20 protein-coding genes are annotated in these 25,973 nt (G+C 69.1%); 7 read left to right on the top strand and 13 right to left on the bottom strand.

Going from position 1 to position 25,973, the window contains the following annotated elements; translation table 11 throughout:
• Nucleotides 1-6 precede the first annotated feature (6 nt).
• From P0W64_RS03430 to P0W64_RS03385, 10 genes are read right to left on the bottom strand one after another with little or no spacing between them, the layout of a single operon-like run.
• Nucleotides 7-1,230, bottom strand: coding sequence for a cytochrome P450 (locus P0W64_RS03430; protein WP_275478659.1), 1,224 nt, complete (start codon nucleotides 1,228-1,230; stop codon nucleotides 7-9).
• Complete coding sequence (locus P0W64_RS03425) at nucleotides 1,227-1,673, bottom strand: PaaI family thioesterase (protein ID WP_275478658.1); 447 nt, start codon at nucleotides 1,671-1,673, stop codon at nucleotides 1,227-1,229. The genes P0W64_RS03430 and P0W64_RS03425 overlap by 4 nt, the downstream gene beginning before the upstream one ends.
• Nucleotides 1,673-3,439: a fatty acyl-AMP ligase gene (locus tag P0W64_RS03420; RefSeq protein ID WP_275478747.1), complete on the bottom strand. Its 1,767-nt coding sequence runs from the start codon at nucleotides 3,437-3,439 to the stop codon at nucleotides 1,673-1,675. Before P0W64_RS03420 ends, P0W64_RS03425 begins: the two co-directional genes overlap by 1 nt.
• Nucleotides 3,436-4,224, bottom strand: coding sequence for an alpha/beta fold hydrolase (locus tag P0W64_RS03415; RefSeq protein ID WP_275478657.1), 789 nt, complete (start codon nucleotides 4,222-4,224; stop codon nucleotides 3,436-3,438). The genes P0W64_RS03420 and P0W64_RS03415 overlap by 4 nt, the downstream gene beginning before the upstream one ends.
• Nucleotides 4,221-5,477, bottom strand: a complete 1,257-nt coding sequence (locus tag P0W64_RS03410; RefSeq protein WP_275478656.1) for a cytochrome P450 — start codon at nucleotides 5,475-5,477, stop codon at nucleotides 4,221-4,223. Before P0W64_RS03410 ends, P0W64_RS03415 begins: the two co-directional genes overlap by 4 nt.
• Nucleotides 5,474-6,364, bottom strand: a complete 891-nt coding sequence (locus P0W64_RS03405; protein WP_275478655.1) for a cyclopropane-fatty-acyl-phospholipid synthase family protein — start codon at nucleotides 6,362-6,364, stop codon at nucleotides 5,474-5,476. The genes P0W64_RS03410 and P0W64_RS03405 overlap by 4 nt, the downstream gene beginning before the upstream one ends.
• Nucleotides 6,361-6,663 (bottom strand): acyl carrier protein, encoded by a 303-nt coding sequence (locus tag P0W64_RS03400; protein ID WP_275478654.1) that lies wholly within the window; start codon nucleotides 6,661-6,663, stop codon nucleotides 6,361-6,363. Before P0W64_RS03400 ends, P0W64_RS03405 begins: the two co-directional genes overlap by 4 nt.
• 53 nt (nucleotides 6,664-6,716) lie before the next feature.
• Complete coding sequence (locus P0W64_RS03395; protein WP_275478653.1) at nucleotides 6,717-7,661, bottom strand: acyl-CoA desaturase; 945 nt, start codon at nucleotides 7,659-7,661, stop codon at nucleotides 6,717-6,719.
• Nucleotides 7,658-8,194, bottom strand: coding sequence for a DUF4442 domain-containing protein (locus P0W64_RS03390; protein ID WP_275478652.1), 537 nt, complete (start codon nucleotides 8,192-8,194; stop codon nucleotides 7,658-7,660). The genes P0W64_RS03395 and P0W64_RS03390 overlap by 4 nt, the downstream gene beginning before the upstream one ends.
• Entirely contained in the window at nucleotides 8,191-9,114 is a 924-nt protein-coding gene (locus P0W64_RS03385) for a PDR/VanB family oxidoreductase (protein WP_275478746.1), read from the bottom strand. Before P0W64_RS03385 ends, P0W64_RS03390 begins: the two co-directional genes overlap by 4 nt.
• 188 nt (nucleotides 9,115-9,302) lie before the next feature.
• On the opposite strand from P0W64_RS03385, the gene P0W64_RS03380 reads away from it, so the two are divergent.
• The 7 genes from P0W64_RS03380 (at nucleotide 9,303) to P0W64_RS03350 (ending at nucleotide 16,031) form a co-directional block, all read left to right on the top strand.
• Entirely contained in the window at nucleotides 9,303-9,857 is a 555-nt protein-coding gene (locus P0W64_RS03380) for a DUF4442 domain-containing protein (RefSeq protein ID WP_275478651.1), read from the top strand.
• Nucleotides 9,854-10,747 carry an alpha/beta fold hydrolase gene (locus P0W64_RS03375; RefSeq protein WP_275478650.1) on the top strand — a complete coding sequence of 298 codons (894 nt, stop codon included), beginning with the start codon at nucleotides 9,854-9,856 and terminating at the stop codon, nucleotides 10,745-10,747. The genes P0W64_RS03380 and P0W64_RS03375 overlap by 4 nt, the downstream gene beginning before the upstream one ends.
• Entirely contained in the window at nucleotides 10,744-11,895 is a 1,152-nt protein-coding gene (locus tag P0W64_RS03370; protein ID WP_275478649.1) for an ABC transporter ATP-binding protein, read from the top strand. Before P0W64_RS03375 ends, P0W64_RS03370 begins: the two co-directional genes overlap by 4 nt.
• A gap of 64 nt (nucleotides 11,896-11,959) precedes the next feature.
• Nucleotides 11,960-13,348 (top strand): ABC transporter substrate-binding protein, encoded by a 1,389-nt coding sequence (locus tag P0W64_RS03365; protein ID WP_275478648.1) that lies wholly within the window; start codon nucleotides 11,960-11,962, stop codon nucleotides 13,346-13,348.
• Nucleotides 13,345-14,238 carry a metallophosphoesterase gene (locus P0W64_RS03360; RefSeq protein ID WP_275478647.1) on the top strand — a complete coding sequence of 298 codons (894 nt, stop codon included), beginning with the start codon at nucleotides 13,345-13,347 and terminating at the stop codon, nucleotides 14,236-14,238. The genes P0W64_RS03365 and P0W64_RS03360 overlap by 4 nt, the downstream gene beginning before the upstream one ends.
• Nucleotides 14,231-15,208 (top strand): sugar ABC transporter permease, encoded by a 978-nt coding sequence (locus tag P0W64_RS03355; RefSeq protein WP_275478646.1) that lies wholly within the window; start codon nucleotides 14,231-14,233, stop codon nucleotides 15,206-15,208. The genes P0W64_RS03360 and P0W64_RS03355 overlap by 8 nt, the downstream gene beginning before the upstream one ends.
• Nucleotides 15,195-16,031: a carbohydrate ABC transporter permease gene (locus P0W64_RS03350; RefSeq protein WP_275478645.1), complete on the top strand. Its 837-nt coding sequence runs from the start codon at nucleotides 15,195-15,197 to the stop codon at nucleotides 16,029-16,031. Before P0W64_RS03355 ends, P0W64_RS03350 begins: the two co-directional genes overlap by 14 nt.
• A gap of 150 nt (nucleotides 16,032-16,181) precedes the next feature.
• On the opposite strand, the gene P0W64_RS03345 is transcribed toward P0W64_RS03350, so the two are convergent.
• Genes P0W64_RS03345 through P0W64_RS03335 form a run of 3 tightly spaced genes read right to left on the bottom strand, consistent with a single transcriptional unit; the run spans nucleotide 16,182 to nucleotide 25,971 of the window.
• Entirely contained in the window at nucleotides 16,182-17,765 is a 1,584-nt protein-coding gene (locus P0W64_RS03345) for a PfaD family polyunsaturated fatty acid/polyketide biosynthesis protein (RefSeq protein ID WP_275478644.1), read from the bottom strand.
• Nucleotides 17,762-19,777, bottom strand: coding sequence for a beta-ketoacyl synthase (locus P0W64_RS03340; RefSeq protein WP_275478643.1), 2,016 nt, complete (start codon nucleotides 19,775-19,777; stop codon nucleotides 17,762-17,764). The genes P0W64_RS03345 and P0W64_RS03340 overlap by 4 nt, the downstream gene beginning before the upstream one ends.
• Entirely contained in the window at nucleotides 19,777-25,971 is a 6,195-nt protein-coding gene (locus P0W64_RS03335; protein ID WP_275478642.1) for a type I polyketide synthase, read from the bottom strand. Before P0W64_RS03335 ends, P0W64_RS03340 begins: the two co-directional genes overlap by 1 nt.
• Between the last annotated feature and the right edge of the window lie 2 nt (nucleotides 25,972-25,973).

The raw sequence follows: 25,973 nt of genomic DNA, 5'->3' as shown, positions 1-25,973 counted from the left end.
GCTACGTCATGCCGCGGTGCGCACGGTCAGGACACTCGGGCCTCTGAGGTTGATCCGGCGGTTCCACTGCATGTCGACCGGCTCGGCCGTCGGGAATCGACGTACGAACTCCACAAGCGCGCACCGGGCCTCCGCGCGGGCGAGAGCCGCGCCGAGACAGTGGTGTACACCGGCGCCGAACGACAGGTGGCGCCGCGCGTCGAGTCGATCGAGACACAGCACGCCGGCGTCGGGACCCCACACCTCGGGGTCGCGGTTGGCAGATGCGATCGATCCGATCACGAAGGATCCCGGCGGGATCTCCCGATCGGCGACAGCCAAGGGTTCGACTGTGATGCGCCGCATGAGGTGCACGGAGGGTGCGTACCGCAGGATCTCCTCGACGGCGTTCGGGGCCGCCTCCGGCCGCCGACGCAACCAGCCCGCCTGCTCGGGATGCTCGAGCAGCGTCGCGATCCCGCCCGCGATGAGGTTCGCCGTCGTCTCGTGCCCGGCGATGTACAGGAACATCACCTGCGCCACCAGTTCGGACCCACTGAGAACGCCATCGTCGCTCGCATCGATCATGCGGGTCAGCAGGTCGTCGCCCCGGTTCGCCCGCTTTCGGGCCACCATCTCCGCGGTCGTGTCCGTCAGCGTGTCGTTCGCATCGCGGATGCGTGCCTGCAGGGTCGGGTCCGACGACGGCTCCAGGCCCAGTACGAGCACGGCGATCAGGTCGCGCATGCGATCGGATGCCACCGGAGGCACGCCGAGGATCTCGGAGATCAGCGTGAACGGGAGCGGGAAGGCCAGTTCTGCGATCACGTCGGCGGTGTCGACTGCCTGGATCCGGTCCAGAGCCTCCGCCACCAACTCGCCGATCCGGGCCGCGCGAGCCGCGACCGCCCGGGTGGTGAACGCCGCCGCCGCGACACCCCTCAGGCGATCGTGTTCCGGCACATCGCGATCCAGCATCGACAGACCCGACATCATCCTGTTCGCCGTGCCGAGCGTGCGGCTGTCGCTCTTGAAGTCGGGGATGTGCCGCAGGTTCCGCTCATCGACCGAGTGTCCCGATCGCTGCAGCGCCGCAACGTCGGCATACCTGGTCAGCACCCAGAACCCCTGCGGATGCCGGTACGCCGGTGTCGTCGCTCGCATCGCGGCGTACGACGGGTGCGGGTCGAACGCGAATCCGGCGCCGAATACGTCCGGGGTGCAGCGGCCGTCGGATCGGGTCTCCGTCATCCGCGGTCCTGTGGTATCCGCACATTGCGGAACGTGGCGAGTCCGGTCGCGCACACGCGCCCGGACTCGTCGAGCAGGTCCGCCGCGGCCACCGAGACCGTCTTACCGCTCGATACGACGCGGCCGCGAGCGATCACCTCGTCGCCGCCGACCGGGGCCACGAGCTTGATCGTGTAGTCCAGCGTCACGTTGACCCAGCCCTCCGGAAGCAGGGTGCCGGCAGATGCGCCCGCCGCGAAGTCCGCCAGGGATCCGAGGATCCCGGCCTGAACATGACCCGTGTGCTCGGTCAGCTCGGGTCTGATGCTTTGACGCAGCTCCACCGAGCCGGCGTCGATGGACGCGATGACGAAGCCGAGCGACCGCGCCGCCGGCATGGTGGTGAGCACCGCGCGGATGGCGTCTGCGTAACGAGGATTCGGCGGGGTATGGGTTGTGGACATCACGGCGCTCCTTCTGCGGCGGCGAACTCTCTGTCGTGGAACATCTTCCTCGCGTGGGACCGGCGGACCTTGCCGCTGCTGGTCTTGGGCACCTGTCCGGCGGCGATCAGCCGCAGGTGCCGAATGGTCACGCCGTGCGCGGCTATCACCGCCCCGCGGACCGCCCTCTCGACCGCAGCGAGCTCGACGCATTCCGCGGATGACCGGATCTCGGCGACGACGACGAGTTCGTCGCCGGCCGACCCGTCGGCCGGTCGGACGTCGCCCACATCGTCCGAGACCGCGAAGGCGGCGCACCCACCTCCTCGTACCGCGGAGTGTGCGCCCGCAACGGTGGCCTCGATGTCATGCGCGTAGTAGTTGCGTCCCCGGATGATGATCAGATCCTTGATCCGCCCGACGACGTAGACCTCGCCGGAGCCGTCCATAACCCCGAGATCGCCTGTGCGGAGCCAGGATCGACCCGGGTTACCGTCGATCTCGGCGCGCATCGTCGACTCCGTGAGGTCGGGACGCCGCCAGTACCCCTGCGCCACCTGCGCACCCGAGACCCAGACCTCCCCGACGCAGTCCGATTCCACCGGACTCCGGCTCTCCGGATCGACGATGAGCACGGTCGTCCCCGGTACGGCGGTGCCCGAGCCGACCAGTTCCACCCCATCGTCCGCCGGACGCCAGCGGCGGGCCGACAGATCCTCCACCGCCACCCGGCGCGTGCGCGGCCCTCGTCCGGCACCGGATGCCGTCACGAGCAGCGTGGCCTCTGCGAGTCCATAGCACGGGAACATCGTGGTCGCCGCGAATCCATACGGCCCGAACGTTTTCGAGAACCTGGCGACGGTATCAGCGCGCACCGGCTCGGCGCCGTTGAACGCGACCTTCCAGTGGCTCAGGTCGACCCCGTCGCGGATGCCCTCACGCCCCGCCTGCCGGACGCACGCCTCGAACGCGAAGTCGGGGCCGCCGCTGGTCCGGGCGTGGTATCGGCTGATCGTCTCCAGCCAGATCAGCGGGCGCCGGATGAAGGTCAACGGCGACATCATGATCGCCGTCGCGCCCACATACAACGGCTGCAACACGTTCCCGATCAGGCCTTGGTCGTGGAAGAAGGGCGCCCAGCCCACCACTGTCGAATCGCTGTCGTGGCCGAACACGTCGCGGATCATCTCCTGGTTCGCGATCAGGTTTCGGTGCGCGACCATCACGCCCTTGGGAGCCGCGGTCGATCCGGACGTGTACTGCAGGAACGCCAACGTATCCGGCGAGATGTCGGACCGCACCGGGTGGGCGCCCGGAGTGAGCGGCGGTATCTCGTCCACCGACACGTGACCGAGTCCGGTCATGCGGTCGACCGCCTCTCCGTTCCACTGACGTGTCGCGGAGTCCGTCACCACCACCGCGGCTGCGCAGTCCACCGCGACGGCTCGAGTCGCCGCCGGGGGCGCGTCGCCGTCGAGCGCCGGTGCCGGGGGGTTGAGTGGCACCGCGACCATGCCCGCATACAGACACGCGAAGAAGCCGACGATGAAGTTCAAGCCGGGCACGAACACCAGCAGTGCGCGCTCGCCGGGCGGATACGACGCCGCGAGCCGGTCGGCCAATGCGCCTGCGCGTCTGTACAGCTCGCCGTATGTGAGCTCCTCGATCTCCCGGCCGTGCCCGTCGACGAACACGTACGCGCGTCGATGCGGGGTCGTGGCCGCTCGCTCGGCGAGGATATCCGTGATCGGGGCGCGCCCGTCGCCCCACATGCCGCAGGCAGTCATTCGCACCCTCGATCCGTGTCCGTGGCACCGGTGTCCCGCAGTCCGGCGATGAGTACGTCGGATATGGCGGCGCGGTGCCGCTGGTGGAAGAAGTGATCGCCGTGGAAGATCCGCGTTCCGAACGATCCTCCGGTGTGCTCACCCCACGCCAGCGCCTCCCATAGATCGACCAGCGGATCGCCTCCGCCGTGACACACCGTGATGGGGATCTGCAGGGTGGGCCCGTCGCCGTACTGGTACGACTCGCAGAACGTGAGATCGGCGCGCACCAGATCGAGTGCGTACCTGAGGAACTCCGGTGTGTCGGTCATCCTGCACCAGGCGTCGTCGATCTCCGTGAGGCTCTCGAGGAACTCGTCCTCCGGAAGCGTGTGGATCAGCCTCCGGCTGGCCGGGAGGTGCGGCGCACGCCGACCGGACACCACCAGATGGGTGGCCGGGATACCCAGATCCGCCAACGAGCGCGCGAGCTCGAATGCGACCAGGGCTCCCATGCTGTGTCCGTACAGCACCGTGGGGAGGTGGTCCAGCCGGGCCAGCTGTGCCGCCAGTCCCGCCGCCGCGTCGGCGACACTGGACAGCGGCTTCTCCCGAGCCGCCTCCTCACGCCCGGGCAGGCGCACGCGCACGAAGTCCACATACGCCGGGAACAGGTCTCGCCAGCGAGCGAACGATGCAGCGCCGGCACCCGCGTGCGGCAGGGCCACGACCCGCCCCGCACAGCGCTCGACTCCGCGGCTCTCCAATCGCAGCCATGTCTGCGGACGCTCACCGGTGGACGTCATCGGCGGGTCCCGACCACGGACAGCCGTCGCGGACCGCGCACGATGAACCCGTCGTCCTGCCATTCCGGTTCACCTGCGGACTCGACGACGAGTGTCCGGAGGATCCGATCGAGCGTCACGCACGCCGTCGTCTCGGCCAGCGCGGCTCCGAGGCAGCCGTGCAGGCCGTAGCCGAAAGCCACATGCTTCTCCTCTGGACGATCCAGCCTGAACGCATCCGGTTCATCGAACGCACTCGGGTCACGGTTCGCCGCCGCCAGGCAGAGCAGTACTTGATCGCCGGGTCGGATCGTCTTGCCGCCGACGACGTCCTCGACGGTCGCCTCGCGTTTGGTCATCTGGAGCGGACTGTCGTAGCGCAAGGTCTCGCGCACGACCGATTCGACGAGTTCGGGCCGCTCACGAACGGCAGCCGCCGGCCCCGGATTCGACAGCAGCGCGACGACGGCGTTCCCTATCAGTGCAGTGGTCGTCTCCGTGCCTGCGACGAAGCACATCACGCAGATGTGGGCGAGCTCCGCATCCGAGAGCCTGTCCGTCCCACCCACGCGCGCCGCGATCAGCTCGCTGATCAGATCGTCGCCGGGCCGGGTGGTGCGCCGGGTGATCACTTCGGCGAGCGCGTCCGTGAACTCGCCGACCACCGAACCGACACGGGCGTAGTCGGATTCGCGCATAAGGCCCGGCTCGAGTAGGTAGCGGATGTCATGAGTCCAGTCGCTCACGTGCTGCGTTACCTCGGTGGGCAGCTGCATCCAGTCGCACAGCACGGCCACCGGCACCGGGCCCGCGATCGTCGAGATCAGGTCCACCCCGGCACCGATCCGGGGGGTCAGCGCATCCAGAGCACGCTGCGCCGTCAACCCGATCGTGGGGCGCAGGCGATCGATGCTCCGCCTGTCGAAGAGTCGGTTGACCAATGCTCGAAGCCGCGCATGATCGGGATTGTCTGTGAACACCAAGGACTTCCGACCGAGCTGCACGATCCGTTCGGCATCGGTGCGGGACTGCTCGTCGAGACGGTCGGCGCGCCGCTGCACCAGCCGCGGGATCAGGGACGACGAGTAGGTCGGATCGCGCAGCACACGCCGCACGTCGTCGTATCGGGTGAGCACCCACGTGCCGAGGCTGCGATGTACCGGATCAGACTGGCGCAGAGCATGATAGGCCGGGTACGGATCGGCCCGGAAGTCCGCTGCGAACGGGTTGAAGACGGCCCGCGAGGACCGCGTCGGCGACGCACCGACGCTCACCGGTCCGCCCCCGCGACGGCATGACCCACGCGGTACGGCCGGAGCACCATACGTAGTAGGCAGATCTTGCCCGCCCGGAAGCCGACCGACGACATCAACAGATAACGCAGGTACTTCTCGACCGTCTCGGTGCCGACGAGCTCGATCGCCTCCCGTCTGGTGCGTCGCAGGCGATCCGCCCACTGGGCGCAGGTCCACGCGTAGTCGAGGCGGCCGTTCTCGAGCCGCTCGATCTCGAACAGGCCCTCCGCAGCCGCGACGATGTCGGCCAGCGTGGGCAGTTCGGCATCGGGGAAGATCTCGCGCTGCATGAACCCGTTCGCGTCGGCGGGCGACATGTTCGCGTAGGCGATCGTCTGCAGCGACAGCGCGCCGCCGTCCATGAGCCATTCTCGACAGCATTCGAAGAACGCCCGGTAGGCGGCCCGCTTCTCCTCGACGGTCTGGTCGGGCCGAGCGAAATGCTCGAAGGCGCCGATCGAGATCACGCCGTCGAACTCGCGCTCGGGCCGATAGTCCCGCCAATCCACCACGTGCACAGCGGTCTTCGCTCCTCTGATGCCCTGGATGTAGGCGGCCTGCTCGGCACTCAAGGTGAGTCCGACGGCCTCGGTCACCGTCGGATAGGATGCGGCGCGCGCGAGTACCGCCCCCCACCCGCAGCCGACGTCGAGGACCCGCGAGGCCCGGCGGACGTCGATCGCGTCGAGGTGGGCCTGCAGCTTGCGCTCCTGGGCCTGGTCCAGGCTCTCCCCCGGCCCGGACGGCATCGCGCAGGAGTAGCTCAGAGTCCGGTCCAGCCACAACCGATAGAAGTCGTTGCCGACGTCGTAGTGGTACCGGATGGCCGCGGCGCGTGCGCTTCGGATCGTCTCGGAGGAAGTCACGAGAGCCTGTCGTGGAGGTGCTTCGACACCGCGTTCAAAGTCGGGTGATCGAACAGCGCGTCGGGCGGAAGCTCGACCCCGTATCGCTGCTCGACCTCGATCAGCAGTGCCACCGCGTGTGCGGAGTCGATGCCGAGTCGATCGAATGTCGTGTCCGGGTCGACGTTCTCGGGCGCCGTCTCCAGCAGGTCCGCCAGATACAGCCGACACCACTGCACGATCTCCTCGGCGGTCGCCGGCGGCTCGCCGGCGGACGGCTCCCCGGTGCCGAGAGAGGCGGCGGTTCCTTCAGACGTCATGGTTTCCTCGATTCCTTGATCGGTGTGGTGTCGTGCGGCGTCCGGTCTGCGCCTCAGCTCGCGGCGATTCGCTTCGATGCGCGTCGCTCGGCGGTCGGCAGGCCCACGTCCCACGCCAGCCCCACGGCCTCCAGCGACCTGATCACCCAGTAGCCCGGGTCGAAGCGGTACCAGTTGAGTCCGAACGATGCGGACTCGGGGAACGCGTGGTGGTTGTTGTGCCAGGACTCGCCCAGCGTCACAAGCGCGAATATCCCACCGTTGCGGCTGTTCTCACGCGAGGCGTAGGGGCGGGTCCCGTACATGTGTAGGAACGAGTTGATAGCCCACACGATGTGCTCGAGCACGAAGATCCGCACCAGACCACCCCATAGCATGCCGCTCAGCACTCCCCACCAGCTCCAGGTGACCAGGCCTCCCACCGCTGCGGGCAGCGCCAGACCGAGCACCACCCAGTAGTTGTACAGCCGTGCGACCCGCACCAGTGGCCTGTTCTTCAGGAGGTCGGGCGCGTAGTGCACGATGTTCGGATATTCGTGTCGCCGCATCCAGAGGAAATGCGAATGCGCGAGCCCGCGGATACGCCCGACCAACCCATCGCCGTCGAGGTTCGGCGAGTGCGGATCGCCCTCAGCATCGCTGCACTCGTGGTGTCGCCGGTGCAGTGCGACCCACGAGATCACCGGCCCCTGCGCGGCCATCGACCCTAGAACGGCGAGCACCACCACGACCGACGGCGCGGCCTTGAAAGTTCTGTGTGTGAACAGCCGGTGGTATCCGACCGTTATCGCCAGGCCGGTCAGTAGCCACATCGCCCCGAGCAGAGCCCAGTCGACCCAGCTGATGGGATGCACGAACGCCAGCACGACGGCGACCGCGGTCCCGATGATGGGCAGCACGTCGAACAGTAGGAAATGGCGGCGTTGCAGTCTGTGGATGTACGGATTGCTCACGGTCTTCCTGCGAGGCTCGCCCGCGGCCGCTGCCGGTTGGATCATCTCGTCGTCACCTCGTTACTAGGGTTCTCTGCCGGCCTGGTCTGGCATGTGTAGTCGAAGAAGACCTTTCCCACGACGGAGCCCGCGGCGTCGCGCAGCACCGCCTTCGCATCGATATCGAATCGGTGCCGCTGTGGAAGGGTGCCGATCGTTCGCGCGATTCGGGCGTCCACCGACGCCGTCGCCCGAACGGATCCGACGGCGGGGCGGAGGAACAGGGCACGCGAGTCGCGTACCACCATCCATTCGATCCGATCGATGTGCGTCGCTGCGCTCCCCACGAATGCCGCGGCGGCCGCGAATTCGGCGCCGAGATACTGCGCCGCGGCGTGCACGGTGCCGACATGGTTGTGCAGCCTCACCTCGCCGGGGACGTCGGCCACTGCACGTTCGCGGTCCAGCTCTGTGATCGTCACTCCCGCGTGTTGTGTGAAGGGTGCCAGGCCGTTCGCGACCCGCCGTAATTGCTCGAAATCCGGCGACTCACCGCCGTATGGCACGAACGGGTCGTATGCCTGCCCGAAGAAGCTCACAGGTCCAGCACCACCAGATCGCCGTACGCCCGCGAGACGCACACCATCATCGACGTGCCGGCATCCTTCTCCACCGCAGTCAGTACCGAGTCACGGTGCAGCACAGAGCCTTCCAGCACAGTCGTCTCGCAGCTCGCACACGTTCCCGCTCGACAGGACGTCATGGGTGCGACCCCTGCCCGTTCCAGGACGTCCAGGATCGACTCGTCCGAACCGACGTCGAGGGTGAGCCCGGAACGCGCCAGCCGCACCGTGAACGCCCGGTCGGATCCATCGTCCGCATCGTCCGAGGCGCGCGGGGCGAACCGCTCCACGTGCAGGACGCCTGTGCCGGCGAGCGCCTCCGCCGCCGCCAGCAGCGGCTCGGGTCCACAGCAGTAGACCCGGGTGCCGGGTGCGCCGGCGGCGAGGATCTCGGCCAGCGGCAGCAGGCCGTCGCGGTCCTGCGGCACGATCCGAACCCGCTCACCGTGTACGAGCAACCGATCGGTGTACGCCATCGACCGGCGTGTGCGGCCGCCGAACCACAGCTGCCAGTCGGCCCCGCGGGCCGTCGCGTCCTCGATCATCGGGAGGAGCGGAGTGATCCCGATCCCGCCGGCCACGAACACGTACCGACTCGCCGGCACGAGCGGGAAGTTGTTCCGCGGCGCGGAGACGTCGAGGGTGGCTCCCGGAGCGACGCGATCGTGCAGGTACGCCGACCCACCTCGTCCGGACGACTCGCGCAATACCGCCACGCGGTAGTGGCAGCGGTCGTCCGGGTCGCCGCACAGCGAGTACTGCCGGACGCCGACACCCGGCAGGTGGAGGTCGACGTGGGCACCGGGCGCCCACGGGGCGACGGCGCCCCCGTCCGCCCGATTCAGGGTGAATTCCACTATGTCGCTGGCAAGTTCACGACGGTCGACGACTGTCATCTGCGTTGTCGGCACAAGGTCTCCTCGATGGTGCGTTCACCAGAACCGTGGCCGACGACCGGGCTCTCCGCAGCCGCTGGGCCGGCAGTCTGTTCGCGCGATCGCGGATGACTATCGAGCGGGCCCGGCGCGGCCGGCGTATCGACAATGAGCTTGCCCGGCCGAACACCGGACCAACGGAGGTAGCCTTGACCACCCACATCTCGTCGACGCCCAGCGAGGGTCGCGTTCTCACCGACTTCGCCGCAGCGTTTCCCGAACTCGACCACGCCGCGCCGGACTACGGTTACCTGCGCTCGGTGGCGCAGGACCTCGTTCCGTTCGGTCGCCTGGTCGGCACGGAGGTCACCGAGATCGGCGCCGATCGCGCCGTGGTGACGCTCGGAGCGTCCGGCGGCGTCGTCAATCACATGGGGACCGTGCATGCGGGAGCCCTATTCACGGCAGCGGATATCGCCGGCGCGCTGGCGTTCGTGGGTGCCGCCGCACCGCGGCTGTTCGCCGTCGAGCGGCTCGTGCTGCGCGCCAGCACCGTCACCTACCGGCGTCCTGCGACCGGGACGGTCCGAGCCGTCGCAGTCGTCGACGAGCGCGAGCTGCGCGAGCTGCTCGGCGATACCGCCGGCGGCCGACACGACCTGACCGCCAAGGCGGTCGTCCTCGACGGCGACGACGTGGTGACCTCGAAGTTCGTCTTCGACTACGTGTGCGATGTGGTCGGCGCGCCGGAGTCCGGCCGATGACCGCCGCCGGGACCGTCGAGAAGATCGCGCTATCCGCCGACGACGGCACGGAGTTCACCGTCCGGCTGCTGCCGGGCGACCCCGGAACACCGATCGTGCTGGTCCTACCCGCGATGGGAATGAAGGCCAAGCACTATCTGCCGGTGGCCGAAGCCCTGGCCGCGACCGGACTCAACGCCGCAGTATGCGACCTGCGGGGACAGGGCGACAGCCGGCCGATACTGGCGGAAGCCGACGACTTCGGTTACCGGGAGATGCTCGAGGTGGATCTGCCCGCGATCGTCGGGACACTCCGGGACAGGTTCGAGGGTGTGCCCCTGTACCTCTTCGGCCACAGCCTCGGTGGGCAGCTCTCACTGCTGTACGCCGCGTCCCACCCGGACGAGATCGCCGGCATCGCCGTCATCGGCACCGGCACGGTCTATTGGCGTGCATTCGATCTGCTCCGGCGACCCATCATCCTGGCGCAGACGCAATGGATCGGTGCGGTGTCGCGGCTGACCGGGCGTTGGCCGGGCGGTGTCGCGATTCCGGCGCCAATGGCCGGCGGCGTCATGATCGACTGGTCACTCCAGGCCCTCACCGGGCGGTACGTGGTGCGCGACGGCACGCGGCGGTACAACGACCTGCTGGCGCGGATGGACCGGCCCGTCCTGGCTATCTCGCTCGCCGACGACTCGCTCGGCCCGAAGAGCACCGTCGAGTACCTGCTGCGCCGGATGCCCGTCGCCGCCATCAGTCACTGGCATCTGTCCGGCGCCGCGCCCGTGCGGGCCGGCGACCATTTCGCCTGGTTGAAGGACTCACCCGCGCTGGCCGTCCAGGTCACGGCGTGGGTACGGGCCGCCGACGGCGCCGGGCGCGAAGAACGAGGTACGAACGGATCGTGAGTTCCATCGAACTGGTATCGGCGACAAAACGATTCGGCCGCGCGACCGCGGTCGACTCGGTCGACCTGCGGATCGACGACGGCGAGTTCGTCGTCCTCCTCGGCCCCAGCGGATGCGGCAAGTCGACGCTGCTCCGGATGATCGCCGGCCTCGCCACTCCGACCAGCGGACGGATCCTGATCGACGGGCGCGACGTGACCGGGTCGCAGCCGCGCGAGCGCGAGCTCGCGATGGTGTTCCAGAGCTACGCGCTGTACCCGCATCTCAGCGTCGCGAAGAACATCGGTTTCCCACTGCGCGCCCGCCGTCGATCGCGCGCTGACATCGCCGCCGCCGTCACGCGCGTCGCCGAGATGCTCGGACTGACGGACTACCTGTCGCGCCGCCCGGCCGACCTCTCCGGCGGTCAGCGCCAGCGGGTCGCGCTGGCGAGGGCGATGGTGCAGCAGCCCGGTGCGTTCCTCATGGACGAGCCGCTCTCGAACCTCGACTCGCAGTTGCGCTCCGCGACCCGGACCGAGCTCATCGACCTGCACCGCCGCATCGGAACGACGTTCCTGTATGTCACGCACGACCAGGTGGAGGCGATGACGATGGCCACCCGGATCGTGCTGCTCAACGCTGGGCGGGTGGAACAGATCGGCACGCCGACCACCCTGTACGACCGCCCCGAGTCGACCTTCGTCGCACGGTTCCTCGGTGCCCCGCCGATGTGCCTGTTCGACGGAGTGGCGCGCGGCCACGACGGGCGGGTCCACGTACACGCGGATCGGATTGCGTTGCCGCTCGACCTGGCGGCGCCCGCTCCCGACACCGGGGAGCAGGCGGTGACCGTCGGAATCCGCCCGGAACGCCTGCGGATCGATCCCGGCGGTCCCATCACCGCAACGGTGACGATGATCGAGAACCTCGGAAGTGACGAGGTTCTGCACGTCGGCTGCGGCGACACGCGGCTGCAGGTCCGCACGCCCCGCCCGGCCGGTGTCCGATCGGGCGACGTGATACGGCTGGACGTCTCCCCGGCCGACATCCATCTGTTCGACCCCGAGACCGGCCGCCGGCTGCGGCACCGGACCGACCCACCCCGGCGGACGGCCCCGAACGCCGATGGCCGAGACCACCCCGAGATGGCGACATCTGCTCTCTGACAGCCGGTCTCATCCCCGCCAGACCTGCCGCGCCCATCACCCCACACATCCGAGGAGTGCATCCGTGAAGTCGATCATGCCTGTTCCCCGCCGCACCGCCGTGCTGCCGATACTCACCGCGGCCGCGCTGCTGCTCTCCTCCTGCGGCTTCGGGGCGTCGACCTCGTCGTCGAGTTCCAGCGCGCAGGTGCCGGAACTCGCCCCGGACCAGAAGGTGTCCATCGTCTTCGAAAGCTACAACTACGGCCTCGCCGGAGCCTGGACGGACACGTTCAACTCCCTGATCGCCGCGTTCTCGAAGCAGCACCCGAACATCACCGTCAAGGCGCAGAAGCCACACGGAAACAGCCCCAACCCCGCCGCGGACGCCGTCTCGAGCGTGCAGACGCAGTCCGTCGCGGGCTCGCCCCCGGATGTGGCTCAGCTCGGCTTCGGTGACATCGACTTCACCATCCATCAGCTCGGTGCCCAGTCACTGGACGGCCTGGTGGGCAAGAAGGCCGTGCAGCAGAACTTCGACGGCGAAAAGTACCCGTACGCACCGTCGGCCCGCGGGCTCGGCGACTGGAACGGCACCACCTACGGCGTCCCGTTCGTCTTCTCCACGCCGGTGCTGTACTACAACGCGACCTTGTTCCAGCGGGCCGGACTCGATCCGGCCAAGCCTCCGACGACGTGGGCCGAAGCGGGCCGGGACGCGGCGGCCATCAAGGCCCAGACCGGAAAGGGCGGCCTGTACATCGACTGCCTGACCAAATCGGCCTCCGACTGGTGTTATCAGAGCCTGATCCGGTCAGCCGGCGGCCAGGTCATCTCCGACGACCGCAAGACCCTGTCGTTCGCGGACCCCGCCGCATTGCAGGTTACGCAGATGGCCCAGGGACTGGTGAAGTCCGGTGCGACGCCCAACTACACCCAGCAGCAGGGATACGAGAGTTTCGCCCGCGGTGATACGGGGATGCTCCTGGAGAGCAGTTCGCTCCAATCCACGTTCATGAAGGGTGCAGCCGGCAAATGGGACCTGCGGGCGGCGAAGATGCCCGGATTCGGCTCGGCGCCTGCGGTTCCCACCAACTCCGGCGTCGCCCTCTTCGTCTTCTCCAAGGATGCCGCGAAGCAGCGCGCGGCATGGGAGCTGATCCAGTTCCTGACCAGCAACGAGGCGTTCACCACTATCGCGAAGGGCATCGGCTACCTGCCGCTGCGCACCGGGCTCGTGAACGACCCCGCCTACCTCGCCCAGTGGGCCGCCGCCAACAAGGGACTGCTGCAGCCCAACCTCGACCAGCTCACAACGATGAAGCCGTGGCTGTCCATGCCCGGCAACAGTTACAAGCAGATCCAGACGAACCTCATGACCGCCGTCGAGAAGGTCGTCTACCAGGGCGCCGACCCGAAGCCGACCCTGACCGCGGCACAGAGCCAGTCCACGTCCCTCCTGCCGGCCCGATGAGCACCCCGGACTGCACCGTCGTCCAGCTGACGGATACGCATATCGTCCCCGCTGGCCGGCTGCTGCGCGACGTCGTCGATACGACCGGCAACCTGGAGGCCGCGCTGGCGGGACTGGTCGATTCGGGCCAGCGGGTCGATGCGCTCCTGGTGTCCGGTGATCTGACCGACGGCGGCGATCCGAGCGCCTACCGCAGGCTGCGTGAGCGTGTCGAGCCGGCCGCGGCCGCGCTCGGCGCGATCGCGGTGTACGCGATGGGCAATCACGACGATCGCGCGCACTTCCGGGCGGAACTGCTGGGTCCGGACGACACGAGCGACGACCACGGGAGCGAGCAGGGCGACGCATCGTCACCCGCACCGCACGACGCCGTGTATCAGCTCGACGGGGCCCGCCTCATCGTCCTCGACAGCACCAGCCCGGGCCGGCACGAGGGATGGCTCGAAACGGGGCAGCTGGAGTGGCTCGCGGACGTACTGGCCACGCCGGACCCGTCCGGGGCGAGCCTACTGGTGCTGCACCACCCGCCGCTCCGATCCGCTGTCACGACGGTGGACCTGCTGCGGCTGCGCGGTGCCGAGGCGTTGGCGCGCGTCGTCGCCGGCACCGACGTGCGGATGATCCTCTGCGGCCATGCGCATCTGACCGGAGCGGGTTCGCTCGGCGGAATCCCGGTATGGATCGGGCCGGCGCTGTCCTACCGGATCGATCCGATGGCCCCACAGGGCCGGCACCGTGGCTTCACCGGCTTCGGTTACAGCCGCATCGACGTCTTCGACGGGACCGCGGTGGCGACCGCTATCGAGGTCACACCCGCCGAGACGGTCTACGACGTCCCCGAGTCGCAGACCATGGCGACCCTGAGGGAACTGGCGGTCGTACATGACTAGTGGGCCGATCTTCGTCGAGATCGACCGGGACCCGCCCGACACCGTGCGTCCCGCCGCGCCGCCCGCCGACCGGGCGGCGCGTCCGCCGTCGGCGCGCCGGCTGTTCGGCGCGGCCGAACCGTATCTGTACCTGGTGCCGGCCGTCGCATTGCTGGTGGTCTGGACGTACCGTCCGCTCCTACAGGCGGTCCAGCTGTCGCTACATTCGTGGAATCTACTGCCGACGAGCCCGATGGTCTGGGTCGGCGGCCGCAACTACCAGCGCCTCGTCGACGTGCCCGAGGTCGGCGACTCCGCCTGGCGCACCGTCGTCTTCATCGTCGGCCTGCTGCCGTTCTCGGTACTCCTGCCGGTCGTCGTAGCGTTCGCGACCCGCGATGTGACCGGCCGTGCGCGCGTGATCTACCAGACCGTGATCTTCGCCCCGTTCCTGGTCGCCCCGGTCGCCAGCGCCGCGGCGTGGCGATGGCTGCTCGAACCGCAGTCGGGAGTCGTCGACCGCGTCCTCGGAGTGCGTGTGAACTGGATCAACGACGCACACACCGCACTGCCGGTCATCGTCGTCATCACCGGCTGGCACATCATGGGTTTCGCGGTGCTCGTGGTGTCTGCGGGGATGTCCGGAATCAGCCCGGACTACCGCGAGGCCGCACGCGTAGACGGGGCGGGACGCTGGCAGATCGACCGCTGGATCACGCTGCCGCTACTGTCGCCGACGCTGGCGTTCCTGGTACTGCTCACGGTGCTGCTCAGCGCGCAATGGACCTTCCCGCTGATCGACACGCTCACCCAGGGTGGGCCGTCGGAATCGACGACGAACATCTACTACCTGCTGTGGCAGTACGGCTTTCAGACCTTCGATGCCGGCCTCGGCGCTGCCGCCGGTGTCGTGCTGTTCGTGGTCTTCGCCGCGTTGGCCGCGATCCTGGTCGTACTGACGGAACGGATGACATTCCATGACGACCGCTGACGCCGAGGACCTCTCTACCCGATCGGTGCATCGGTTGCGCGGGCACCTCGTGCTGGCCGCGACCGCACTCGCGTGCGGGTTCCCCATCTATTGGCTCGTCGCGACCTCGCTGCGCAGGCCCGCGGATCAGTACTCGTCCGCCCCGCTGCCGTGGCCCCTGTCCGTGCAGAATTACGTGGACGCGGCCGGGCAGACCGACGTAGTGCGGCTGTTGGCCAACACGCTCGCCGTCGCTGTGGCCTCGACCGTCACACAGATGTTGATCGCCCTGCTCGCGTCGTACGCCTTCGCCATGTACGAATTCAGGCTGAAGCGGCTGCTCTACCTCGCGTTCGTGGGCACGTGGCTGGTGCCGTTCCAGGTCACGATGTTGCCGAATTACGTACTGCTGCACCGGCTGGGAATGATCGACTCGCTGGTCGGCGTCGTGCTGCCGACCATGTGCTCGGCGCTGGCCGTGCTCATGATGCGCCAGCACATGGAGTCGTTCCCGAAAGAGCTGGTCGCCGCCGCGAGGATGGACGGACGGTCGTCGTGGTCGATCCTGTGGACGGTGGTGGTGCCGAACCTGCGGCCCGCGCTCGCGGCCCTGTCGATCCTGCTGTTCATCACCGCGTGGAACGAATACTTCTGGCCCGCCGTGGTGTTGCAGCGCTCCAACTCGGTGGTGCAGCTGGGGCTCCGCAGTTTCATGACCGCCGAGGGGACCGACTGGGGTGCCATGATGGCGCTCGCGGGCATCACCTGTGTCCCGGTATTCGTGTTGTACCTCGCACTGCAGCGGCAGATCGTGAACGCGTTCGTACGGTCCGGGCTGAAATAGCCCGGCGCGGCGCGCTTCACCTCTGCGGCTGCGGCCACACCGTCGTTCTCGGCTGTGCGGTCGGACCATGGCCCGCTCGATGGTCCGTTCGGCCACCGCTGCGTCGGTCGGTAGGTCCACCGGCGGTCCGCCGCCGGTGGACCGGTACCGTCACCGCGCCGCGCGGCGCAGCGGGATCGGCCCGAACTCGGTGCACGAGGACGGAAGCCGCACACCGGCTGCGCGCAGGGTCATCACCCTCGTGGCGATCGCTGCGCCGTGCATGAGCCGGTCTGCGATCTCGTCGACATGGCGGTCGGCGACCGACTCGAGGTCCGAGCCCGCAGCCCATCGGTTGAAGGCGCCCATCGCCGGACCGCACCAGATCTGGTAGTCGGTGATCCGGCCGGGATCGCCGCGCATGCTCCACCCCGACGACAGCCCGAGGTACCACCGGAACACCAGCGCCATCCGCCGCTTCGGATCGCTCTCCGCTCCGGTGAGCTGGGCCGGGTCGCGCTCCGAGAAGTAGCGGATGCACTCGTCCCATACGCTGTCGAACGAGCGGCCGAGAATCGTGCGCTCGATGTCGTCGCGTAGGTCGGCAGGCAGAGCCTCCAACCCGTCGTACGCCCGATACACCTCGTACAGGCGCTGCGCCCGCGTCGCGAACATCGTTCCGCGGCGCAGCACCTGAACCTGCACCCCCATCTCGAACATGTCCGACGACGCGGTCATGACCGTGTCCGCCACGTCCGCGGCGGCGAGGAGCCGCTTGGTCGCATCGGACTGATCCGCCTCGACCGACGCCTGGTTGACCGATCCGGTCACGATGTACGCCGCGCCCATCGCGAACGCTGCCGCGGCTGCAACCGGCGTCCCGAGGCCGCCGGCGGCGCCGATGCGTACCGCTCGCGCGGCCGGGAACTCCTGCGCGATCCGATCGCGCACCGCGATGAGTTCCGGAAGCAGGACGACCAGCGGCCGGCGGTCGGTGTGCCCGCCGGAGTCCGCTTCAGCGGTGACGTCGTCGGCCACGGGAATCGTGGCGGCGAGTTCGGCCTGCTCGGCGGTGACGTCACCAACCTCGACCAGGCGCCGCACCATGTCTATCGGGGCAGGGCGCAGGAACAGTTCGGCGACCTCGGCGCGGGAGACCTTGGCGATGAGCCGATTCCGGCGCACCACGCCGCTGCCGCCGGCCTCCAGCCCGGCCAGGCGATACCGCAGCACCTGCGGGGTCAGGCTCATGAACGCCGAGGCCTCGACGCAACGCACCTCGTGCCGCAGACACGAGTCCACGATCGCTCGCTCCAGCGCCGGTTCGGTGGGACTGTGAATGAGATTGCACGCGAACGGCTTCGTGCCCAGTCGAGCGGCCAGCTCGGCGAGTGCGGCATCTACCCGATCGGGGACGACACCGGCTGCCCCGTAGCTCGCCAGGTATCCGGACCGGGCCATCCGGGTCACCAGTGGCACCGACGCGATCCCGTTCGCCATGGCTCCGGCGGCATATGCGGCCGCCACACCGTGGAAGGACCGGAACGAGCCCTCACCCAGCGACAGAGGCGATATCGGGGGCGCAGCCGCCAACACCTGCGCCCCGGCGGGCGGTTCGTGAGTGGCGCCGACGCCGCTCGGGCCGCGCACGATCCAGCACGGGCGTTCGAGATCCATTACGACCGAGCGGATCTCGTCGGCCCGCGCCGCGATGCGGCCCGGCATCGACGTTCGAATGTCCAATCCGCCGCTCATCGGTTGCCTCCTCGGTCCCGCAACTCGACTCCGAGGTCGGTCAGTTCGTAGATGCGGAGGCCGGGCTTCCACAGCGAGGCATCGACGGTGACGACCACGGCGTCGTCGCGCACCTCCACCGACTTGATGTGGGCCTCGAACTCGCATGACCCGTCCGTCGGCAGGAACTGGCCGCGATACTTCCAGGTGAATGGAATATTCTGCGGCAGAGCGAATGCCGGCACCGCATACGAGTCCCCGTAGCCGGCGTCGAGCATCCACTCCTGCACGGCCTGGATCACGGTCTCGACACCCAGCGACCCGGGGATGACCGGGTCGAGGTGGAAGTGGCGCTCGAAGTACCACTCGTCGCCCACAATGGGGCGGACGGCATGCAGATAGCCGAGTCCGTACTCGCCGCCTCCGTCGACCACATCGACGGAGTCGAGCAACGCGAGCTTGTCCCGCGAGCGCGGCAGCGGACCGCCGGCTCGGCGCCGAGCTTCGATGTCGATGCGCCTCGAATGCGGCGGATCCGCTCGCGTAGCCTGCCACGGCGGCCGCGGCGCACCGGCATCCAGCCCCGTTTGATTCGCGAGCGCCTCGTCGCTGAAGTAGCCGAACATCGTCTCACCACGGTAGAACGGCTCCCCGTCGACCGAGAGTGTGTAGTCGAAGGTCTGCAACGAGGACCCGGGCAGGATCGTGGTACTGAGCAGACGCGAGTGCTGACTGATCGTCTTGTCCCGCAGATCGATCCGGCGCAGCACCGTGGCGGTGCCACCGAGGTTGCGCAGCCGCGCCGCCGCGCCGGGGTCGACCAGTGTCGGCCCGGCGAAGTATCCCATCAGGAGCGCCGCCTGGAGCGACGTCTCCATGTAGACGAAGTGCGGCATCGACTCGTTGGCGGTATCGGCGTAGTACCAGGAGTCGGCGGCTGCGTCGTATTCCGTGTCGTACTCGGCCACACCCTCGAAACTCCCACGCCGCCCGTCGAATCGCAGGACGCGGTCCACCAGCAGCAGTCCACCGGTCGGCAGGCGGGTCGCGCGCCTGCCCGTGTAGCCGGCGTATTCGGGCCCCATCGCGATCCCCTGGTCGCCACGGGATAGGTGTGCCATATGGAATTCGTTGAGCAGCAGCGTCTCGCCGTCAATACTCAGTCTCGCCGAGGGAGTCGGCGGTGCACCCCCGGGCCCGGGGCCGACCTGCGCACCGGTCCGCTCGCAGACCTGCACCACGACCGGCACCCGCATGCCTCCGGCGAACTCCGCTACGGCGGTCAGGTGTGGCCGGGGAACGAGATCGATCTGATGCACGTGCAGGCTGAATTCGCCCGCCGGTATCGGTTCGTCCACCGGCACGGCCGCTTCGACGACCGGGTTCGGGATGCAGGTCGAGAGGCCCACCGCCGCGGCGAACACCGCCGCGGCGGAGGCGACCGCGGGAACTCCGTTCGAGAGCGGGCGTGCGATCAACGCACCCGCGCCGTACGCGCCTCCGCGGAGCGAGAGCCCGCGAACGACGTCGAGTGTGCACTCGCCCTCGAATCCTGCAGCAGTCAACAGCTCCACGATGGCTTCGCGACCGATCTCGGCCGCACGGGGGCGATTCAGGGGTTTGAACGAGCCCTCCGGTGCCGGCTCGACCGGAAGGGCGTGCTGGACCGAAAGGGCAGCGGCATCGTGACGGAACACCTGCCCGCGTGCGACATCCCAGTGCCGACGCTGCAGCCTCGCCTGCGCAATGACGGCCGCGCGGTGCGCCCGCAGTACGGCCCGGCGCAGCTCGGACAGCGGTGCCATCGCGACCGCTCCAGCAGCGGCGGAGGACTGCGCGTGCGATGTCGCCGTCACCTGGTCGCGGACGGATGCCGCCGCAGACCGCTCAGCAGGGGACGCCGGGGCAGCGGCCGAGTCGACTGTGGACGTGCTCGACGGCGCCGGGTCGAACGGCTGCCCCTCGAAATCGATCGCCGGCTCGTCCTGCATCGCGTCGGGCGGCGGCCCGTCGACCGTGACGGATGTGCTCATCATTCGCTCCACTGCTTCACTGATTCACGGAACAACTCGGACAGGTCCGGCGTCGTCACCACGGAGACGTCGGTCAGGCGCTGCAACAGCGTCCCGGCGCGGTCGATGACCGACACGTCGACCGTCAGTTCGGCGCCGGCCCGACGCGGGTGACCCACCACCACGACGAACGGCTCCGAGACGGGTAGCGGTGCATGATATTCCCAGGCACCGACGGCCAGCGGCAGACACGCGCTACCGAGTAGCCGGTACCCCAGCACGGGCGGTACCTGCAACACCAGGTCTGCGAGGATCGGATGATGGAGGGCACCCCGGTAGCCGTCGATGCCTACCGGCACCGCGTCGAGCGCGCACTCGACCACCAGTTCCTCATCGGATTCGGCCAATATCCGCCGCATTCCCTGCAGGGCAGGGCCGTGGAACTGGATGGCACGCCGGTACAGATCGGCGGCATCCACTCCTGCGCCCGGCCAGGTCCTCATCGGTGAGACATGCTCGACCGGTGCTTCTTTCGATTCGCCTACGGTGAGGTTCGCACGGTATCGGGGCACGATGGCACCGTCCGGTCCACTGGTCGTCATATCCACCTGCACTGCGCCCGCGACACGGTCGCGCAATGTCACCGCGACGTGGTCGATCGGCGAGTCGAACACGATGCCCCGCAGCACGTGGAAGTCGTCGACCCGCCTCACCACGTGCCCGGGCCGCGAGCGTTCGACGGCGTTGACCATCGCGCCGATCGCGAACGTGGCTGGCAGAACCGTGCCGGCGCCTACCCGATGTGCCTGGAGCGCTGCGTGTTCCGCGAGCCGGCCGAGTAGGCGGACGATCGTGCCGGTCGGCGCCGGTGGCGCCGACGAGCTCAACGGCGCCGCCACACCGATCAGGACGGAGCCGTCGTCCGATCGTGCCGTGGCGTACTGCTCGACGAACGCCGCCGCACCTCGCGCGGGCGCGAGCAGTGCCACACCGCGCGACAGGAAGTGCTCTCGCAGAGCCGCATCCACCATTCCGCCATCCCAGGCTCCCCAGTCGACGGCGATCGCATGCCGGCCGGGCCGCGCCCGGCGCCATTGTGCCGCGAACCGGACCAGGGCCTCGTTCGCCGTGGCGTAGTCGGCCTGCCCGGCGTTCCCGTACAGACCCGCCACAGACGTGAAGAGCAGCATGCTGTGCAGCGGGGACGCTGCGGCATCCGCGTCTAGAGCGGCCAGGACGTTACCCAACCCGGTCAGCTTCGGATCGAGAACCGATGCGATTCGAGCCTGTGTCTTGGCGGGTAGCAGGGAATCGGCGAGCACCCCGGCGCCATGCACGACTGCCGTGATCTCCGCGCGCAGCGGTCGGAGTGCGGCCTCGACCGCGGCAGCGTCGGCGACGTCGACCGAGACATAGCGGGCCCGGGGCCGGTCACCGTCACCGTCGTCGAGTCGGTCGACCAGCGCGCGTATTCCGCGCGCCGCCGAGATCGTTCGGCACATGCGACCGATCTCGGCCGGCGTAGCCGGCCCGTCGCCGGCGGCGACCGCCGCTGCGCGCAGATCGTCGTCGGCGACACCGACCGCCCACCGGGGCTCGTCGTCGAGAGCGGTTCGGCCGAGGAGCACGAACCGCGCGGACGACCGCGCGGCCAGCTCCTCGACGCAGGTCGCCGTGACACCGCGCGCGCCACCGGTGACGAGCACGACGTCATCGGATGTCAGCACATCCGGCGACGGTTCGTCTGCGATCGGCGTGGTGGTCGGACGCGCGAGCGCATATCTGCTCGGCACCACCGTGCGGCGCCCGCCCATCGGATCGATCCCGACCTCGAGCACATCGAGGGCGGCGTCCATGAGTTCGTCCACTACGGCCGCGGCCGCATCCCGATCACCCGCGGCAGGCGCGACGTCGACGGCCCGGCAGAACACACCGGGGAACTCTGCCGCCGCGGTCTTCACCAGGCCGCCGACGCCGCCGATCGCGGCGGCCACCGGATCGGTGCCCTCGTCGGACGATGCCGAGTCGCGACTCAGGCCCAGGCCGCCGTCGATCGCCGTGACCGTCAGGAAGGCAGCACGCGAGCCGGTGTGCACGGCTCGTTCCTGCAACGCCGGCAGCGCGTGCTTGGCGACGAGTATCGCCGCCTGAAGGCGTGCGGACAGCTCGGCCTGATCGCGCGGGCGCTCGACGAGGAGGATGCAGGCGTCCACCGGGTTCGGGCCGGATACGGCATCCTCCAGCGCGTCCTCTGCGCCGCCGGCGGGCGCGGTGTCGGCGATGTCGACGTTCGCGGCGTCGACCGACCAGCCCTGCGCCGCCAGCGCCGATTGCAGGGCGTCTGCGCCGGCGCCGGCGCCCAGGACGACGATCCGGGCGCTCGGCGCGGCGGAGTAGGCGTCGAGAAGCCGGTCCGCGGAAGGAATCTCGATCAACTCTCGGATGTGCCGCAGCGGGGCCGCTGCGGCATCAGCTTTTGGGTGGACATCGCCTCCGCCCGCGAGCAGCAGTTCCACGATCTGGTCGAGGGAGCGCACCGTGCCGAGTTGTTCCGGTCCAAGTGCAGGCATCTGCGGGAACCGCTCCTGTACGACGCCGAGCACCTGCACCCGCTTGATCGAGTCGACTCCGAGATCGGCCTCGAGATCCATTGTGGGATCGACCATCTCGACGGGGTAGCCGGTCTTGTCCGCGACCACCTCACGCAATGCCGTTCGTACCTCGTCGGCCGACACGGCACCGGCCGCGGTCGCGACGGGCGCCGCGCCGTTCAGCGTCGGTGGCGACGGAACCTCCGGGGGCGCGGGTGGGGCGGACGCAGGCTGGGCGGCTGACGCCGCCGGGGTACGCGCCTCCACCGCAGGAGCGGCGGGTGCGGGAGCGACGCCGGCCGGAACGACCGCCGCAGGGACCACGGGAGCGGCCGGCACCGCGATCTGCGCCGCGACGGTCCCCGTCGCGGCGCGGCGCGGAGCGGCTGCTCCGGCGGGCGCGCCGGCCTCAAGCGCGGCCAGTTCGGCGAGCACCTCGCTGGCGCGGGAGTGGCTCTCGCTGATCGCGACACCGTGCTGCGATACGGCACCCACCGCGTTCAGCGTCGCGGGATCGACGGTGCCGCGATTGAGCGCGCTCGCAAGGTCTCGGGCGATCGCCAACTGCCCCTCGAGGTAGTCGCGGTGATTCTGTATGTGTCCCCCGAGAAGGGAGTCGTGTTCGATCCCGGCGGCGGGCGGCGCCGGCTGTGGGTCGGTCGGGTGGGCGGGACTCATCGCGATCTGATCCTCCGTGAGATCGTTCCGGTCGAGGGGGTGCGGCGAGGTCGATCCCGCCACGGGCGCGGTGCCTGCGATCACATAGCCGTCGTCGAGCGCGGCCCGGTACGCCTTGCGGCGGGCGGGTGGTACGTATTCCGGGGCGGACAGGCTCACCGTCATCGCACCGGGTTCGCGCGGCGTCTCCGGATCCGCCGCATAGCGATCGATGTCCGAGATCGGTAGGCCCAGAACGGCGAGCTGTACGGCCGCGCGCTTGAGGGCGACGTCGCCGTCGCCCATGGGACCGGCGTCGGTCGGCACGGCCACCACGTCGTCGCCGAGGGTTCGCCCGACCAGCGAGGTCAGCGCCTGCTTGGGTCCGAACTCCACGAATACGGTGAACCCGTCCTCGCTCATCTTCTCCAGCGCCGCCACGAATTCGACCGGCCGGAGCAGCTGGTCGATGAGCGTTGCACGGTTCGCGGCGGGGTCGTCGCCGTAGTGCGCGCCCGGCGCATCGGCATAGACGATGCCGTCGGGCGCCGAGATGATCACGTCCTGGACGGCGGCCTCGAACCGCTCCACCGCATGACCGACGTACGGCGTGTGGAACGCCCCGGAGACCGGCAGCCGGCGCGTCGTCCATCCGCACTCTGCCGCGGCCGCCTCGACCGACTCGACGGCCCGGGTGCCGCCGCCCACCACCACCTGGTCCGGGGCGTTGTGATTGCACACCCATACATCGGTGTGGTCGGCCAGCATCTCCTCGACCTCGGCGCGGTCCGCCGCGATCGCGAGCATCGTGCCTGGGTCCTCCACATCGGGCGACGCCATCGCGGCACCCCGTGCTCGCGCCGTCCGGATGAAGTCCGACTCGGTGATGGCACCCGACGCCCAGAGCGCCGTGAGCTCGCCGAAACTGTGGCCACAGAAGCCCGTCGGCCGCAGGCCGAGGTCGTGCAGGAACCGATACTGGCCCGCGGCGAGCGCGCCGATGGCCGGCTGGGCGAATTCCGTACGCCGCAGCACCGCCTCCTGGTCGGCGCGTTCGGCGTCCGAGAACGCGGGCGGCGGGAACACGACCGGGGCCAGCCGGGTCGGCGCGTGGGCGAACGCCGCATTCGCCCGATCGAAGGCCTCGGCCACCTGCGGAACACTCAGCGCCGCAGCGGATCCCATATCGACGTACTGGCTGCCCTGGCCGGCGAACAGTGCGGCGACCCGGACATCGGATCGGCCCTGTGCCCGGAAGTACACGCCATCGGGGTGCCGCCAAGAGCTGCGGCCGTCCTGCGCGATCAACTGTTCGACCGCGACCTCGCGAAGATACTCGGCATCGTCGCGCCCGATCGCCACGAAGCCGACCCGCGCGTGCGACTCGGGCACGATCTCCGTCGTGGGTGGCTGCGTTCGCACCGTATCGACCAGTGTCGCGCTATCGGGTGCGTGCCACAGGTACGCGCGGGCGACATCGTGTGTGGCCCGGACCTCGGCCCGGCTCGACGTCGCCTCCTCCAGCACGACGTGGAAGTTGGTGCCGCCGAATCCCATCGCCGACGCCGCGGCGCGGCGCACGGGGCGATGCGGGTCGCGGATCCAAGGTCGCGTCCGGGTGTTCACGTAGTACGGGCTCTCGGCGGTGACCGCGGGGTTGGGCCGATCGACGTTGATCGTCCCGGGCAGCACCTTGTGGTAGAGGCCCAGTGCGAGCTTCATGACACTGGCGGTGCCCGCCGCCCCCTTGGTGTGACCGATCTGCGACTTGACGCTACCGACGGCGGCGAACCGCCGGTCGTCGGTCGCGTCGGTGAGCAGGCCGCCCAGCGCTGTCAGCTCGGTCCGGTCGCCCACCGCGGTTCCCGTGGCGTGCGCCTCGAACAGTTCCACCGACGACGGGCAGCACTCGGCGTCCCGGTACGCGCGGTCCAGCGCGATCCGCTGCCCTTCCGCCCTCGGCGCGTAGATGCTTTTCGAACGGCCATCGCTGGACGAGCCGATCCCCTTGATGACGGCGTAGATCCGGTTGCCGTCGCGCTCCGCATCCGCGAGCCTGCGGAGTGCGAGCATGGTGATGCCCTCACCGAGGAGGGTGCCATCGGCGGACTCCGCGAACGGCTTGATGCTCCCGGTCTTCGAAAGCGCGCCGACCTTGCTGAAGCACATGTAGATGAAGATCGAGTTCTCGGTGTCCACGCCTCCGGTGATCATCGTGTCCGCGCGCCCGTCCTGCAGCTCGGCGATCGCCGTACGGATCGCGGCGAGCGACGCCGCACAGGCCGCGTCGACGGTGCAGTTGATGCCGCCGAGCCCCAACCGGTTCGCGACGCGGCCGGCGACCACGTTGGCGAGCAGGCCGGGAAAGGAGTTCTCCTCCCACGGCGCGAACGCCGCGACGAACTTGTCAGCTATCGCATCGGCATCGGTATCGCTCAGACCGCAACTTCGTGCAGCCTCCTTGAGCACGGGCGTCGACAAGCGCGCCGCGAGCGGATGCATAAGCGGTACAGGGCCGGTGGTGCCCAGGACGACACCCGTGCGGGTCGGGTCGTACCACGCCGAATCCGTCGCGCCGGCGTCGGCCAGCACGTCGCGGGCGACGCCGAGGCTCAGGGTCTGCATGGTGCTGGTGACCTCGAGCTGGTTTGGTGGCATCCCGAACTCGACAGGATCGAACGCCACGTCCGGCAGGAAGGCGCCGCGCCGCGAGTACGTCTTGTCCCGTGCGTCCGGATCGGCGTCGTAGTAGTCGTCCAGGCTCCACCGAGACGCGGGCACCTCGTCGGTGCAGTCGACTCCGTCGACGATGTTGCGCCAGTACTGGCGGACACTGGCGGCCTTCGGCAACAGCGCGGACATGCCGACGATGGCGATCGGGTTCTGTGCCAGTCGGCGGGAGCCGTCGGGCACATGGTCGTCGGATGTCGAGGCAGGCGTCGGCCCGTGGCTTGCGGGCGATGTCACGA

This window comes from Tsukamurella sp. 8F (genome assembly GCF_029167375.1).
Classification (GTDB): domain Bacteria; phylum Actinomycetota; class Actinomycetes; order Mycobacteriales; family Mycobacteriaceae; genus Tsukamurella.
This window is presented reverse-complemented; position numbering and strand designations above follow the sequence as displayed.